At 73.5% G+C, this 14,385-nt stretch carries 16 protein-coding genes and 2 pseudogenes; 11 read left to right on the top strand and 7 right to left on the bottom strand.

Annotation, left to right across the window (positions count from 1 at the left end; all coding sequences use genetic code 11):
* The first annotated feature begins 13 nt into the window (after window positions 1-13).
* On the top strand, window positions 14-436 hold the full coding sequence (locus ACH495_RS27705) for a cold-shock protein (RefSeq protein ID WP_396860775.1): 423 nt from the start codon (window positions 14-16) through the stop codon (window positions 434-436).
* Between the two features lie 30 nt (window positions 437-466).
* On the opposite strand, the gene ACH495_RS27700 is transcribed toward ACH495_RS27705, so the two are convergent.
* From ACH495_RS27700 to ACH495_RS27690, 3 genes are all read right to left on the bottom strand, one after another.
* Window positions 467-1,510: a polyprenyl synthetase family protein gene (locus ACH495_RS27700; protein ID WP_396860645.1), complete on the bottom strand. Its 1,044-nt coding sequence runs from the start codon at window positions 1,508-1,510 to the stop codon at window positions 467-469.
* A gap of 7 nt (window positions 1,511-1,517) precedes the next feature.
* Window positions 1,518-1,925 carry a hypothetical protein gene (locus tag ACH495_RS27695; RefSeq protein WP_396860644.1) on the bottom strand — a complete coding sequence of 136 codons (408 nt, stop codon included), beginning with the start codon at window positions 1,923-1,925 and terminating at the stop codon, window positions 1,518-1,520.
* Between the two features lie 99 nt (window positions 1,926-2,024).
* The gene (locus tag ACH495_RS27690; protein ID WP_396860643.1) at window positions 2,025-2,339 is read right to left on the bottom strand and encodes a TraR/DksA family transcriptional regulator; all 315 of its coding nucleotides are present in this window, start codon (window positions 2,337-2,339) and stop codon (window positions 2,025-2,027) included.
* 353 nt (window positions 2,340-2,692) lie between these two features.
* Here ACH495_RS27690 and ACH495_RS27685 point away from each other — a divergent pair, with 353 nt between their 5' ends.
* Window positions 2,693-2,839, top strand: a complete 147-nt coding sequence (locus ACH495_RS27685) for a hypothetical protein (protein ID WP_396860642.1) — start codon at window positions 2,693-2,695, stop codon at window positions 2,837-2,839.
* A 48-nt stretch (window positions 2,840-2,887) separates the two neighbouring features.
* Window positions 2,888-3,118 (top strand): potassium transporter TrkA, encoded by a 231-nt coding sequence (locus ACH495_RS27680; RefSeq protein ID WP_396860641.1) that lies wholly within the window; start codon window positions 2,888-2,890, stop codon window positions 3,116-3,118.
* 3 nt (window positions 3,119-3,121) lie between these two features.
* Here ACH495_RS27680 and ACH495_RS27675 read toward each other — a convergent pair whose 3' ends face one another.
* Window positions 3,122-4,351, bottom strand: a complete 1,230-nt coding sequence (locus tag ACH495_RS27675; RefSeq protein ID WP_396860640.1) for a PucR family transcriptional regulator — start codon at window positions 4,349-4,351, stop codon at window positions 3,122-3,124.
* A gap of 188 nt (window positions 4,352-4,539) precedes the next feature.
* On the opposite strand from ACH495_RS27675, the gene ACH495_RS27670 reads away from it, so the two are divergent.
* The 7 genes and pseudogenes from ACH495_RS27670 (at window position 4,540) to ACH495_RS27640 (ending at window position 11,104) form a co-directional block, all read left to right on the top strand.
* Window positions 4,540-6,090 (top strand): phenylacetate--CoA ligase family protein, encoded by a 1,551-nt coding sequence (locus tag ACH495_RS27670; RefSeq protein WP_396860639.1) that lies wholly within the window; start codon window positions 4,540-4,542, stop codon window positions 6,088-6,090.
* A 2-nt stretch (window positions 6,091-6,092) separates the two neighbouring features.
* Window positions 6,093-6,533, top strand: coding sequence for a DUF4188 domain-containing protein (locus ACH495_RS27665; RefSeq protein WP_396860638.1), 441 nt, complete (start codon window positions 6,093-6,095; stop codon window positions 6,531-6,533).
* Window positions 6,530-7,612: a GNAT family N-acetyltransferase gene (locus tag ACH495_RS27660; RefSeq protein WP_396860637.1), complete on the top strand. Its 1,083-nt coding sequence runs from the start codon at window positions 6,530-6,532 to the stop codon at window positions 7,610-7,612. Before ACH495_RS27665 ends, ACH495_RS27660 begins: the two co-directional genes overlap by 4 nt.
* Window position 7,613: 1 nt before the next feature.
* Window positions 7,614-8,651 (top strand): nitroreductase, encoded by a 1,038-nt coding sequence (locus tag ACH495_RS27655; RefSeq protein WP_396860636.1) that lies wholly within the window; start codon window positions 7,614-7,616, stop codon window positions 8,649-8,651.
* Between the two features lie 117 nt (window positions 8,652-8,768).
* Window positions 8,769-9,164, top strand: a pseudogene (locus ACH495_RS27650) (glycoside hydrolase N-terminal domain-containing protein); the annotation flags it as partial.
* Complete coding sequence (locus tag ACH495_RS27645; protein WP_396860635.1) at window positions 9,119-9,391, top strand: cellulose binding domain-containing protein; 273 nt, start codon at window positions 9,119-9,121, stop codon at window positions 9,389-9,391. The pseudogene ACH495_RS27650 and the gene ACH495_RS27645, both read left to right, overlap by 46 nt.
* Window positions 9,392-9,454: 63 nt before the next feature.
* Window positions 9,455-11,104, top strand: a complete 1,650-nt coding sequence (locus ACH495_RS27640; protein WP_396860634.1) for a cellulose binding domain-containing protein — start codon at window positions 9,455-9,457, stop codon at window positions 11,102-11,104.
* Between the two features lie 121 nt (window positions 11,105-11,225).
* Here ACH495_RS27640 and ACH495_RS27635 read toward each other — a convergent pair whose 3' ends face one another.
* Window positions 11,226-11,942 (bottom strand): hypothetical protein, encoded by a 717-nt coding sequence (locus tag ACH495_RS27635; RefSeq protein ID WP_396860633.1) that lies wholly within the window; start codon window positions 11,940-11,942, stop codon window positions 11,226-11,228.
* Window positions 11,943-12,015: 73 nt separating this feature from the next.
* Between ACH495_RS27635 and ACH495_RS27630 the strand changes: the two genes are divergently transcribed.
* Window positions 12,016-12,843 (top strand): PIG-L family deacetylase, encoded by an 828-nt coding sequence (locus tag ACH495_RS27630; protein ID WP_396860632.1) that lies wholly within the window; start codon window positions 12,016-12,018, stop codon window positions 12,841-12,843.
* Window positions 12,844-12,861: 18 nt separating this feature from the next.
* Here ACH495_RS27630 and ACH495_RS27625 read toward each other — a convergent pair whose 3' ends face one another.
* Both ACH495_RS27625 and ACH495_RS27620 read right to left on the bottom strand, forming a co-directional pair.
* Window positions 12,862-14,028 carry a glutamate--cysteine ligase gene (locus tag ACH495_RS27625; RefSeq protein WP_396860631.1) on the bottom strand — a complete coding sequence of 389 codons (1,167 nt, stop codon included), beginning with the start codon at window positions 14,026-14,028 and terminating at the stop codon, window positions 12,862-12,864.
* Window positions 14,029-14,122: 94 nt separating this feature from the next.
* Window positions 14,123-14,385, bottom strand: a pseudogene (locus ACH495_RS27620) (type I glutamate--ammonia ligase); the annotation flags it as partial.

Genomic DNA, 14,385 nt, shown 5'->3' with positions numbered 1-14,385 from the left:
GGGGTTGGTGGGCATGGAGAAGGGCACGATCGTCCGGTTCGACGACGTCCGGGGTTACGGGTTCATCGCGCCGGTGCGCGGCGGCGACGACGTCTTCGTGCACGCGAACGACTTCGGCGACCAGCGGCACTCCGTGGCGGTCGGCATGAAGGTGAGCTACGAGGTCGTGCAGTCCGATCGTGGCCTCAAGGTCGCGCGCGTGACCCTGGACCCGCCGCCGGTGTCGCTGAGCGGAGCGAGTTCCGTCGTGCCGGCCGGCGCCGGTTCGTCGCCGATGGAGGACGACGAGTTCGACGTCCTGACGGTCGTCCAGTTCGAGGCCTCGGTCGCCGAGCTCCTGCTGTCGAACGTGCCGACCATGACCGGCGAGCAGATCCTCCAGGCCCGGCGGGCGCTGGTCGCCCTGGCACGCCAGTGCGGCTGGGTCGAGGACTGACCGGCCCGGTGCCGGCGTCACGGCGGCCCGCTAGCGGTCGCGTTCCACGACGTAGTCCGTCAGATCGAGCAGGAAACGACCGTCCTCGGTGTCGGCCGCCGCGCCCAGCGCCCGTTCGCCTTCGCGCCGGGCCGCCTCGGCCAGTTCCCGGGCGCTGCGCCGCGCGGACTCCACGCAGTCGTACGCGAGCAGCCGCCCGTGCAGCCAGCGCACCTCCGACGCGGTACGCCCCGCCCGGGTCCGGCCCAGGAACCGGAGCAGCCGAGCGTGTTCGTCCGGCGTGCACCGCCGCATGAAGTCGATGAGGACGAGCGTCCGCTTGCCCTCCCACAGGTCGCCGGCGATCTCCTTGCCATAGTGGGCGTAGTCGCCGGTGAGGTTGAGCGCGTCGTCCTGGATCTGGAACGCGGCACCCAGATACCAGCCGTAGCGGTCCAGGACGTCGACCGCGTTCTCCCGGCCGGTGGCGACCAGGACGCCGGTGCGGCACGGGTAGATGCAGGTGTACCAGGACGTCTTCTTCAGGCACATCCGGTAGTAGTCGTCGGCGTCCAGGTCGCACACGTTGTCGCGGATCCAGCCGACCTCGATCGCCTGCCCCTCCAGCGAGTGGCGCAGCATGAGTTCGGTCTCGGCGAACAGCCGCCACGAGATCCCGGAGCCGAGCGCCACCCGGTTCGCGGCGAGCCGCTGCAACGCCAGCAGGTTCGTCATGTTGCCGACGTTGAGCGCCACGCCGACGCCGTACTCGGCGTGCAGGGTCGGCCCGCCGCGCCGCTGCTCACTGGCGTCCTGGATGTCGTCGTGGATGAGGAACGCGTTGTGGAACAGCTCGACGGTCACCGCGGCGTTGAGCCCCACCGCCTCGGCGCCGCCGAACGCCCGGCAGGTGGCGAGGCACAGCGCCGCGCGCAGCCCCTTGCCCCACCGCCGGGGATACTCCGCGACCAGGTCGTAGAGGTAGCGCGGCCCGCCGGCGGGCAGGTCGTCGAGGAGCGCGTCGAGGGCGAGCCCGCGATAGCGCGCCAGCATGCGGTCCACGTGCCCGCCGGCCACCCCGGTGGTCGGCGCCATCGCGCCGCTACCGGTTCGGGCCGGTCGGGCCCGGTGACGTCAGCCGGTCCGCGAGCCCGTTGGCCACGTCCGGCGCCAGCCGCGCGAGATTGAGTACGGTGTCGAGCGCGTCGTGCGCGTCCGAGGTGTAGCGGCGGATCACCTCACCGCGCTGGTCGTCGGCCATCTTCAGTTGCCCGACCACGGTGTCGATCAGGGCGTGCCCGTCGGTGCGGACGCGCGCGACCAGCTCGTCGAACGCCTCCGGGTCCACCCGGCGGCTCTCGCTCAGCTTCTCCTCGAGCCGCCGCGCGCCGGCCAGCCCCGCCGCGAGTTCCTCCTCCAGCACCGTGGCCGCGTGGGTCACGGTCTCCGAGGTCTCCTCGGCCACCTTCTCGAAGCGCTCGTTCGGACGCTCCCGCTCGCCGTCTGTCATGGCCGAAGTGTCACCGGGCCACTGATGGCACGCCAGGGGACTGTCGCCATGGTGACTCAGCGTGGTCGGCCGGACGTGCCGTCCGCGCGGTGGGCCGGGTCAGCGGGGCCGCTGGCACGGCACGCAGAAGCGGGCCGCGGGCCGGATCTCCAGGCGGGCCGTCGGGATGTCCTGACCGCAGCGCTCACAGACGCCGTACCTGCCCTCGGCCATCCGCGTCAGCGCCTGGGCGGTGTCCGCGGCGCCCTGCTCGGCGGCCTCGATCAGCCGGCGCAGGGTGTCCGGGTCGTGACCGCCGTGCCCGGGCTGGCGGTGCTGCCCGGTCAGCTCCCCGAGCTGGGCGGTGTAGTCCGCGGACTGCCGTTCCAGCAGTTCGCGCAGCGTTCGGGTGCGGTCGTCGAGGGTGTGCGTCATGGCCGGGTGGTCCTTTCGGTGAGGTGATGACGGCCTGGCCGCCCGGGCGTCGGGGCGGGTGCGGCGGGCCGGGTTCCGGGGTCGCGCTCGACGACGTCGAGGCGGCGTCGCCGCATCGTCGGCGGGGCCCGCCCGAGGCGGGTCGGACCTCCATCGTCGTCGGCGCGGGGAGGACCGGCACTGCCAGCGGCCGACCAACAAGTGGGTGCCTGTTTGCCGGTGGCCGGCGAGGAGTATGCGTCCGGTCCGCCGCGTCCGGCGCCGATCCCGCTGCTCCACAACGCTTTTCCCGGCCCGGGGCGGCGCGCGGGACGGAGCCGGGGGCGGCGACCGGCGGACGCTACGGTTGGCGCATGGGCATCGACCAGCGCCACCACGGCATCCACCGGCCGCGCGTGCGGTCGGCGCGGGCCGTGCCGGGCGATGTCCCCGCCTGGTCGGCCGACCGGGCGCCGCCCACCACCACGGTCCACGTCCACCCGTCCACCGCGTCGCCGTAGTGTCCGCCCGCTCCCGGGCGGCTCGGCCGCCGTCCCTGGGGAGTCCTCGTGATCATCGAACGCACCGTCCTGCCCGGCATCGGGGTACGGCACACCATGACCACCGAACAGGGGCGTCGGATCGGCGTCGTCGTGTATCGACTCGGTGGCCGGCGCGACGTCGTCCACGACGACCCGGCCGACCCCGACGGCACTGTCAACCTGGCCCTCACCCGCGACGAGGCGTCGGCCCTGGCGAACCTGCTCGGGTTCCCGGAGCTGGCGGTCGTCCCGGCCTGACGCCTAGGCGGGCAGCGGCCGGCGGGGCCAGTCCAGCGCCCGCGCCCCGAGCACGGCGGCGTGCAGGGTGAACCGGTCCCGGGGGTCGGCGGGGTCGTAGCCGCTCAACGCGCGCACTCGGCCCAGCCGGTAGGTGACGGTGCGTACGGACACGTGCAGGCGGCCGGCCGCCTCGGTGGCGACCTCACCGCAGGCGAAGTATTCGGTCAGCGTGTCCAGCAGCGGACCGGCACCGCCCCGGGCCTGGCCCAGCGGGGTGAGCACAGCCCGCACGAGATCCACCATCGCCGGTTGGTCCCGCAGCAGGACGCGGTAGATGAGCAGGTCGTGGGCGTCGATCACCGGTGTGTCGGCGCGCAGCCGTCGGGCCGTGGTCAACGCCTCCCGGGCCTCCTCGTAGGAGCGGGCGATGCCGTAGAGCCCCGGATGCGGCCGGCCCACGGCCACCTGCCACGGGCGGCCCCGCACCAGCCGGTCCAGCTCGCCGTGCATCAGCCGGCCCAGTTCCCCGGCCGGCTCACCGCCGGCGGGGCCGCGGCCGGGCGACACCGCGTCGGCCGGCGCGATCACCACGAGCAGCCCCTCCTTCGTGGCCACCAGCACGTCCCGGTCGCCCAGCCGGTCGAAGATGACACGTTCGAGCGTGCTGATCGCCGCGCCGGTGTCCGGCAGTCGCCGGCCCGGTGCGGCGAGCGCGACCTGGTGCACCCGGGCGAGGTCCAGCCCGAACGGCTCGGCCCGCTCCACCAGGCCGCCGAGGTCGGAGTCGCCCCGCAGCAGGTCGTCGACGAGGTCCCGGCGCAGCGACTCCTCACGGCGTACCAGGTCCCGGCGGGCCGCCGCGTAGCCCTCGGCGAGGGTGGCGACGGCGGCGTCCACCACGTGCAGGACGGCCTCCGCGGTGGCGCGCACCGTCTCGCTGTCGGTGGACCGGTCGAGGTGCGGAAGCTGTTGCCACAGCCGGCGCGCCGCGGACAGGTAGAGCTGGACGACCCGGCCGGCCGACACGCCCTGCTCGGCGGCCCGCCGGCCGAGGGCCTCCACCGCGTCGAGTTCGCCGCGGCGCGGCCGGCGGCCGGTGACCGCCGCGTCCCGCAGGAGCGGTAGATAGTCGCCGAGCAGCTCCACCGGTACGCCGGCGGCGTCGGCGCTCGCCTCGCGGGCCACGCTCGTCAGCCACGTGTCGTCGCCGCCGGTCCCGGCCGGTCCCGGCCGGCGGCCACCCTCGGTCATCGCGATCTCCCCGTCCGGGCCGGCCATCGGCCCGGTTTCCCCCAAGGTTAGGCCCCGACCTGCCCCGTGCCGGCCCAGGTCCGGCGGCGCGTCGCTGACCCCGTAGGCACCGCTGGGTACGCGTACTCAGCACGAATCCCGTCCCGTGGCTCAGGTGTCGGCGCGGCAGCGTCGGCAGGATCCTTGGCATGGCCGAGACACTGCACCGACCCGCTGCCCTGCGTACCGTCGAGACGCCGTTGCCGGGGGAGGCCGCCGGCCGCGCGGTGGCCGCGCTGGTCCGGCTGGTCGGCCGGCACCCGGCCGGCTGGCGGTGGCTGGCCCGGCGGCACCACCCGGCGCTCGACCGGCTGGCCGCGGCGAACGCGCGGTCGGCCTGCGTGCGGGCGGCCCGCCGGGTGCCGGCCTACCGGGCGTTCCTGCGGGCCCGTCCGGCGGGCGCCCGCCGCCGGCTGCGGGACTTCCCGGAGACCGACAAGCTCGGGTACGTGGTGGGCCACGACGCCGCCGCGCGGTGCTGGGACGGGCGGCTGCCGGAGCGGGGCGTGGTGGTCGACGAGTCGGCCGGGTCGTCGGGGCGGCCGTTCAACTGGCCGCGCGGCGAGCGGGAGCTGCGGGCGGTGCACCGGGACATCGCCGGCTACACCGGGCTGGTCTTCCCGATGCGCCGACCGTTCGTGATCAACGCGTACTCGATGGGGGCCTGGGCGACCGGGACCACGACCGGCGCGGCGATGGCCCGGATCGCGGTGGTGAAGAACACCGGACCGGACCTCGGCAAGATCGTCGACACGCTGCGCGAGTTCGGTCCGGAGCACGACTACCTGGTCACCGCGTACCCGCCGTTCCTCAAGCACCTGCGGGACCGGCTGGACGCCGAGGACTTCCCGTGGTCGCGCTACCGGATCTTCGGCAGTTGCGGCGGGGAGGGGATGACCGAGGCGCTGCGGGACTACCTGGAGCAGCGGTTCGTGCGGGTGCGTTCGGCGTACGGGGCGTCGGACCTGACCATCGGCATCGGCGCGGAGACCCGGTTCACGGTGTGGCTGCGGCGGCGGCTGCGCACCGACCCGGGCCTGCGGGCGGACCTGCTCGGCGACGGCGAGCAGCGGCTGCCGATGGTGTTCCAGTACAACCCGTTCGCGACCTACCTGGAGACCAACGAGCGGCGGGAGCTGGTCTGCACGGTGGCCGGGCCGGACGTGCTCCAGCCCCGGCTGCGCTACAACGTCGGCGACGAGGCGCTGCTGGTGCCGTACCGGCGGATCGCCGAACTGGCGGCGGCCGACCCGGTGCGCGCCGCCGAGTTCCGCACCGCGACGGCCGAGGAACGGATGACGCTGCCGGTGCTGCTGCTGTTCGGCCGGCGCGACTCCACGATCTCCTACCTGGGCGCGAACCTCTACCCGCAGGACGTCGAGTACGGCCTCTACACCGGCAACCCGCACGCCGCCGCGATCAGCCGGTTCTGCCTGGCGCTGGTCGAGGACGCGGCGCTGGAGACCCGGCCGGTGATCCACGTCGAGCTGCGCGGCCCGCTGGCCGCCGCCGACCGCGCGGCGCTCGCCACCGCCTGCCGCGACGGGGTACGCCGACACCTCACCTCGGTGTCGCGTGACTTCGCGCAGTCCCTGATGGAGGACCCGTCCGCCGGTGACCTACGGGTGGAGCTGCACGAACCGGGAACCGGCCCGTTCGCCGGCCCGCAGAAGATCAAGAACGCCTACCTGGTGAGGTGACCATGCGTACCCGAGACTTCTCCCGCGCCCCGGCGCAGGCCCGCGCCGGCGCGATGTTCATCGGCGGCACCCGCTACGCCAGCCCGCTGGTGCTGCTGCGGTTGGCCCCCGACTGGTTCCGGATGGTGCGCGACATGCGCCGGATGTCCGGCTACTGCTGGCACACCGTCTACTGGCAGTTCCCGCTGACGTTGGGCACGATCGCGTTCTTCACCGACCGGGACGCGATGCTGCGCTTCGCGCGGACCCGGCACCACCGCCGGCTGATGGCCTGGCTGACGGACGGCGGGCGCAACGCGACCGCCGGGTTCATCCGGCTCTACACCGCCTCGCCGGACGGCTACTCCAACGGCGCGTGGCGGGCCGAGGACGGCGCGATGGGCCACATCGACACGTTCACCCCGCTGGGCGCGGAGACCACCGGACCGGCGGTACGGCGGTGAGCGGCCACCGGTTCGAGCGGGTCACCGGCCGGCGCGGCCTGGCCGAGTTCCTCGCGCTCACCGACCGGCTGTACGCGGACGAGCCGCGGTACGTGCCGACGCCCCGGCAGCAGATCCGCCGCTGGTGGGCCGACGGCGTGCCGCTGTACGTGCTGCGCGACGCCGACGGCACGGTGGTCGCCCGCACCACGCTGCACACCGACGCGGACCTCGACGCGAAGCTGGGCCGCCGGTGCCAGTTGTTCGGGCTCACCGAGTTCACCGCGCCCGCCGCCGGGCCGCTGTTCGACGCCATCACCGCGCACGCCGGCGCCGACCGGGACCTGCTGTTCGGCCCGGTGGCGCTGCTGCCCAACCAGGCCGGCGGCGTGATCACCGCCGGGTTCGACGACCGGGGCTTCGTGGACAGCGCCTGGAACCCGCCGCGCTACCCGGCCGCCTACGAGGCGTACGGGTTCGCCCGCCGGTTCGTCTCCGACACCTGGATCTGCCCGGTGCCCGCGCCCGGGGAACCGGCGCCGACGCTGGGCGGACAGCCGGACGGCGCGCGGCTGGAGCTGCACCGGGGGAACGCGCGGCGGCTCGACGAGCAGCTCGACCTGCTGCGCGGCATGCTGAACGACTCGTTCGCCCAGCTCGGCTACTACACACCGATCTCGGCGGCGCAGTTGCGCCGGCAGACCGACGGGTTGGCGTACCTGCTGGACTCCGCGCTGCTGCTGTACCTGACCCGGGACGGGCGGCCGGTGGCGTTCGTGCTCTGCGTACCGGACATCAGCGCGTTCCTGGTCGCGGCGCGCGGCGACCTGGGTCCGGTCAACCAGCTCCGGCTGCTGGCCACCCGCCGCCGGTACCGTCGCGAGGCGGTGCTGATCGTCAAGGGCGTGCGGCCGGAGTTCCAGGGGCGCGGCTACCAGCGGCTGCTCTCCGCGCACCTGCACCACAACCTGCACGCCGGCGGCTACACGACGCTGCGCAGCACCTACGTCGGGCGGGACAACCCGGCGTCGGCGGCGCAGTACCGGCGGCTCGGCGGCCGCCCGCTGCACGGGTACACGTTCTACGCGAAGGAGCGTTGACATGGACCTCGCCGCGTTCCGCGCGTTGGAGCCGTTGTGCTGGCGCGCGCCGAGCGCGCACAACACCCAGCCGTGGCGACTGCGCTACGAGCGCTGGGCGATCACGGTCGGCTGGGACCCGGCGGACGCGCTGCCGGCCGGCGACCCGACCGGACGGGACCTACGGCTGTCGCTGGGCGCGTTCGTGGAGACCTGCCTGATCGTCGCCGCCGACGCCGGATTGCGGCTGGACTGGGTCGCCGACCACGACGCGTCCGACCACCGGGTGGGGCGGCTGCGCCCGGCGCGGCAGCCGTACCGCACGCCGTTCCGCACCTCGGAGGTGTGGGACCGGCGTACCGACCGGGGCCGGTTCACCGGCGGCCCGGACGCCGACGTGCTCGCCGCCGTCGACGATGTCGCCGGCCGGGCCGGGGGCGCGGTGCGCGTCGTGCCGGCGGCCGGGCGTCTCGGCGCGCTGCTGCGCGCCGCCGACCGGCAGGTGTACGCGGACCCGGCGGTGGTGGCCGAACTGCGCCGGTGGCTGCGGCTGGACCCGGCGCGGCCGGACTACCGGGTCGACGGGCTCAGCGACCGTTGCCTCGGGTTGTCCCGGCCGGCCGCCGCCGGGCTGCGGGCGGCGCTGGCCGCCTACCCGGTGCTGCGCCCGCTGGGGCTGGCCCGGCTGCTCGCCGCCGGCGACGATCCGCTCGCGCGCGGCGGCGCGGTGCTGGCGCTGGTGGCCCCGCCCGACCTGGACGCGGCCGGCGAGGTCGAGTTCGGCCGGGTGCTGATGCGGGTGTGGCTGACGGTGCACGCGGCCGGCCTGGCGGCGCACCCGTTGAGCCAGCTCGTCGACGTCGCCGCCACCCGAGACACGCTCGGCGCGCTGCTGGACGTGGCGCCGCAGCGGGTCGTGCACGTGACCCGGGTGGGCCGGCCGGTCGCGCCGGCGCCCCGCTCGGCCCGCCGGATCCGAGATGGCAACGTTCGCAAAACCTGCTCGTCACTTCTTGACGATCGAACTCTCATCCATGAAAGTCCATATGGGCTGATGTAGCACTCGGCAGGGGAGCTCCGACGTGCGCATCGAGACAGTGGGCGTCATGGCCTGCAGCGATTTGTGTTAGCGCTAACACTCATTCGTCACCGCTGATCCGCGTGACTGGGAGAGATCATGTCCGAAGTGACCCGAAGAAACATCCTCAAGGCTTCGGCGGCGGGCGCCGGCGCCGCGCTGGCGCCGGCCGCCTGGACCGCCGCCGCCCGCGCCGGCTCGGTGGCGCCACCTGAGGTGCTCGCCGCGAACGACCTGGCGCTGTGGTACGACGAGGAGGCCGGCACCGACTGGCTGCGCGCGCTGCCCATCGGCAACGGGCGGCTCGGCGCGATGGTGTTCGGCAACGTCGACACCGAACGGCTCCAGCTCAACGAGGACACCGTCTGGGCCGGTGGCCCGTACGACTCCGCCAACACCCGGGGCGCGGCGAACCTGGCCGAGATCCGGCGCCGGGTCTTCGCCGACCAGTGGACCTCGGCGCAGGACCTGATCAACCAGACCATGATGGGGACGGCGCGACCGCGATCCGCGGCTGGACGGTGTCCTGGACGTTTCCCAACGGGCAGGTCATCAGCCAGATCTGGGGCGGCTCGCACACCCAGAGCGGGGCGAACGTGACGGTGCGCAACGTCGACTACAACGGCGCGCTGGCGGCCGGGGCCTCCACCACGTTCGGCTTCATCGGCGCGGTCACCGGCGCCAACAACCCACCGACGAACCTCACCTGCACGACGACCTGACCTGCCGCTCGTCCCCTCAGGCACGACGAACCGCTACCACCTTCGTGGAAGGAATCGAAGATCATGAGACAGGTTGCTCGCCGGCACCGGGTCCTCACCGCGATGGCGGCGGGACTGCTCGCCGTCACCGGGGCCACGACAGTGCTGCGCACGACGGAGGCGATGGCGCTCGAGAACGGCGCGGCCCGCACCCCGCCGATGGGCTGGAACAGTTGGAACACGTTCGGCTGCAACATCAACGAGACGTTGATCCGGCAGATGGCGGACGCGATGGTCAGTTCCGGGATGCGGGACGCCGGCTACCAGTACGTGGTGGTCGACGACTGCTGGATGAACCCGAACCGGGACTCGGCGGGGAACCTCCAGGGCGATCCGAGCCGGTTCCCGTCGGGGATGAAGGCGCTGGGTGACTACATCCACGCCCGGGGGTTGAAGTTCGGGATCTACCAGGGTCCGTTGACGAAGACGTGTGCGCAGTACTTCAACAGCTATCCGGGGTCGACGGGCGCGCAGGGGCACGAGGCGCAGGACGCGCGTCAGTTCGCGGCGTGGGGGGTGGACTACCTGAAGTACGACTGGTGTTCGCCGAGCGGGACGATCGACGATCAGGTGCGGGTGTTCAACCTGATGCGCGACGCGCTGGCGGCGACGGGTCGGCCGATCGTCTACAGCATCAACTCCAACAGCGTCCACTCCAAGACCGGTCCGCAGCGGGACTGGGGGGACGTGGCGAACATGTGGCGGACCACGGAGGACATCACGAACACGTGGAACTCCGGGCAGACCAACGGCTACCCGATGGGCATCCAGAACATCGTGGACGTGACGGTGCCCCTGGCCGGGCGGGCGAAGCCGGGGGCGTTCAACGACATGGACATGTTGGAGGTCGGCCGGGGTGGGATGACCGACACGGAGATGCGCAGCCACTTCGCGCTGTGGGCGGTGATGGCGTCGCCGTTGATCGCCGGCAACGACCTGCGCACCATGACCGCGGCCACGCAGACGATCCTGAAGAACGCGAACCTCATCGGCATCAGCCAGGACCCCCTCGCCCGGCAGGCGGGTCAGGTGTCGTTCGACGGCACCCGGAGGGTGCTCGCCAAGCGGCTGGCGAACGGCGACGTCGCGGTCGCCCTGTTCAACCAGGGCTCGGCCGCGACCACGATCAGCACCACCGCGTCCGCGATCGGGCTGTCGGGCGGCTCGTTCACGCTCCGCGACGCGTGGACCGACGCGGTCAGCACCACCTCCGGCGGCATCTCGGCCAGCGTGCCCGGCCACGGCACCGTGGTCTACCGGGTCAGCGGCGGCTCCGGCACCCCCACGCCCACGCCGACCGGCCCGAGCCCGACCCCCACCCCCACGCCGACCACCAGCACCCCGCCGCCGACCGGCGCCTGCCAGGTCACCTACGCGATCACGAGCCAGTGGCCGAGCGGATTCCAGGGTGACGTGACGATTCGCAACACCGGGACCACGCCGGTCAACGGGTGGACCCTGCGCTGGTCGTTCGCCAACGGACAGCAGCTCAACCAGGCCTGGGGCGCCACCTACGCCCAGAGCGGCGCGCAGGTCACCGCCACGAACGTCGCCTACAACGGAAGCATCGCCCCGGGCGGCACCGCGACGTTCGGATTCATCGCCAGCCAGTCCGGGAGCAACACCGCACCGACCGCGTTCACGCTCAACGACCAGGCGTGCGGTAGGGCCTGACCGGGTCCGCCCGGCACGGGAGGCGGCATCGGCACGGGGTGCTCCCGGCCGGAGCGCCGTGCCGGGCCGCCTCGGTCGCCGCGCGCAAGGAAGGTGGCGCGCGGCGACCGAGCGTCGGCGGTCAGGCCAGCAGCGTCTCCCGCAGCCGCGCGCCCAGGTTGATCCGGCCGACCACCCGGGGGCCGGCCGGGTCGTACACGTCGATGCTGTGGTTGCGGCGCATCATCTCCCGCACCGGCGGTGGCAGCCGGGGCGGGTCGTCCATGGTGGCGAGCACCTGCGCGGCGGTGCCGGTGAGTCGCTCGACCAGCGTGGCGCTGTCGGTGTCCACCCGCACCCGACCGAACTCCCAGCCGGTGGTGGTGAGGTCGAGCACCTCGAACAGGCGGGTCACGAACGGCTGTGGGTCGGTCACCTGGTCGAGGCGCTTCGCCCGGCCGCCGACCACCGTGACGGCGGCGGCCACCTGCGCGTACGGGTGCAGCCCGCTGGGCAGCGCGCCGAGCGGCCAGCGCAGCCACTGCCCGGCCTCCTTCCACAGGGGCCGGTAGTTGCGGCGATGCACCAGCAGTCGCCGGCCGGTGCGCCGGAACACCTCCTGGGCCTGCAACTGCAGGTCGGCGTGGGCCTCCTCGGCGGCCTCGCACACGATCCCGGCGGCCACCACCAGGCCGTCGTCGTCGGCGAGCAGCCGGCCGATCGCGTCGATCTGGTCGGGGAACCGGATCCGGGCGTGCGCGCCGTAGGAGTGCCGGACGTCCCGCAGCAGCGCCTGCTGGCGTTCGGGGTCCAGTGCGACGCCACCGCCGCCACCCAGCAACCGCCGGAGCCAACCCATCGTGCCTCGCTTCCGTCGCCGTCTGCGGACCGGGCAATGCTAGTGCGTCGGTGGATGCTCGTATGGTGACGGGGTGGCTGAGCGATCCCTGACCCTGATGGCGGTGCACGCGCACCCCGACGACGAAGCGACCAGCACCGGCGGCGTGCTCGCCCGCTATGCGGCCGAAGGCGTCACGACGGTGCTCGTGACCTGCACGGACGGCCGGTGCGGCGACGGCCCCGACGGCGTCAAGCCGGGCGATGACGGGCACGACCCGCAGGCCGTGGTGGCGATGCGCCGGGCGGAGCTGGCGGCCAGTTGCGAGGCGTTGAAGGTCACCCACCTGGAGACGCTCGACTATGCCGACTCCGGGATGATGGGCTGGGCCACCAACGACGCGCCCGGCGCGTTCTGGAACACGCCGGTGGCCGAGGCGGCCGACCGGCTGGCCGAGCTGATCCGGCGCTACCGCCCCGACGTGGTGGTCACCTACGACGAGAACGGCTTCTACGGCCACCCCGACCACATCCAGGCGCACCGCATCACCATGGCGGCGGTGGAGCGCACCGGCATCCCGGCGAAGGTCTACTGGACCACGGTGCCGCGCAGCGCGTTCCGGCAGTTCGGCAAGGTCATGCAGGAGATCGGGGTGGAGTTCCCGGAGCCGGAGGCGGCCGACGAGATGCCGCCGCTGGGCCTGCCCGACGACGAGATCACCACCTGGGTGGACACGAGTGCCCACGGCGGGCAGAAGTTCGCCTCGCTGGCCGCGCACGCCAGCCAGGCGGAGAACATCTTCTTCCTGCGCCTGGGGCAGGAGCGGTTCACCGAGCTGATGGGGATGGAGACGTTCGTCCGGGTCCGCGACACCTCCGGCGCGCCGACGCCGGAGGACGACCTGTTCGCCGGGCTGCGCTGAGGTCACGGGCGGCGCCGGTCAGGCCGGGGTGGTCTGCGCGGCCAGGTGGTCCAGCACGGCACGGACGTCACCGTCGGTGTCGGCCATGATCCGCCGTTGCCGGGTGGCGCCGGTGCCGTCCCGGCGGAGCCGCTCCGCCTCCCGCAGGACCAGTTCGCGGTCGCCGTGCCGGGTCAGTGCGGGCGCCACGGTGACGAGCAGTTCGTCGACCAGGTCCCAGGCCGGCCGGGGCCGGCCGGTGCGCAGGTCCACCAGCTCACCGTCCAGACCGTCGTGGGCGGCCCGCCAGTGCGCGGCGGCGACCAGGCAGTCGCGGATCCGCGGGGCGGGGACGCCCGCGCGGATTTCGTCGATCATGGTGGCGACCAGGGCTCGGACCAGCCCGGCGACGAGCACGGTGTCGTCGACGGTGGGGCAGACGTCGCCGACCCGGACCTCCACCGTCGGGTAGGACGCGGACGGTCGGGCGTACCAGTAGACCATCGCGGCGTCGAGCATGATGCCGGCGGTGATCAGCTCCCGCACGGTGGCGTCGTAGTCGGCGGCGGAGTCGAAGTGCGGCGTGGGCCCGATGCTCGGCCAGCGTTCCAGCTGCATCGAGCGCCAGCTCGCGTGCCCGGTGTCCCGCCCGTCGTGCAGCGGCGAGTTGGTGGTGAGCGCCTGCACCACCGGCAGCCACGGGCGCAGGTAGTTGCACACCCGCACGGCGAGTTCCCGGTCGGGCACCCCGACGTGGATGTGACAGCCGCAGACCGCCGGGTCGTGCGCCACCGGCCCGAACCGACGGGACATGTCGTGGTAGCGCGCCTCGTCGGGCACGGTGCGGTGGGCCTCGCAGACCGGAGTGGCCCCGACCGCCACCAGCCGCGCCCCGACCGCGTCGGCGGCGCGGGCGGCGGCCCGGCGCAGCGCGACCAGGTGCTCCCGCAGCGACGCGAGGTCCGGGCTGACCGGGGTCACCATCTCCACCATGCTGTGCCGGAACTCCTGCCGGCTCTGCTCGCGGGCGACCCCGGAGAGCGCGTCGCGGACCCGGTCGGCGACCGGCATGCTCTCCCCGGTCACCGGGTCCAGCAGCAGGAACTCCTCCTCCACCCCGACCGTGAGCGGGTCGGCGGTCGCCGGCGCGTCGGTCGGTCGCGGCCGTACCGCCGTGCCGGGCCGGTCGTCGCGGGGCTGCGCCATGTCTCGACGGTACGAGGCCGGCAGCCTCCCGGATGCCGTTTCCACCGACCCCGCGCGGGCTGGCACGCGGGGTCGGTGACGAACGGGTACGGCGTCAGCAGTCGAAGTACATCGCGAACTCGTGCGGGGTGGGCCGCAGGCGGACCGGGTCGACCTCGTTGGCGTTCTTCCAGTCGATCCAGGTGGAGATCAGGTCGTCGGTGAAGACCCCGCCGTCGAGCAGGTAGTCGTGGTCGTCCGCCAGCGCCTCCAGCGCGTGCGACAGCGAGCCGGGGACCTGCTTGACGTCGCCCCACTCCTCCGGGGGGAGGTCGTAGAGGTCCTTGTCGATCGGGGCCGGGGGTTCGATCTTGCTCT

The organism is Micromonospora sp. NPDC018662, from assembly GCF_044391475.1.
Lineage (GTDB): Bacteria > Actinomycetota > Actinomycetes > Mycobacteriales > Micromonosporaceae > Micromonospora.
The sequence above is the reverse complement of the archived record's forward strand: the minus strand, read 5'-3'. Positions and strand labels throughout refer to the sequence as shown.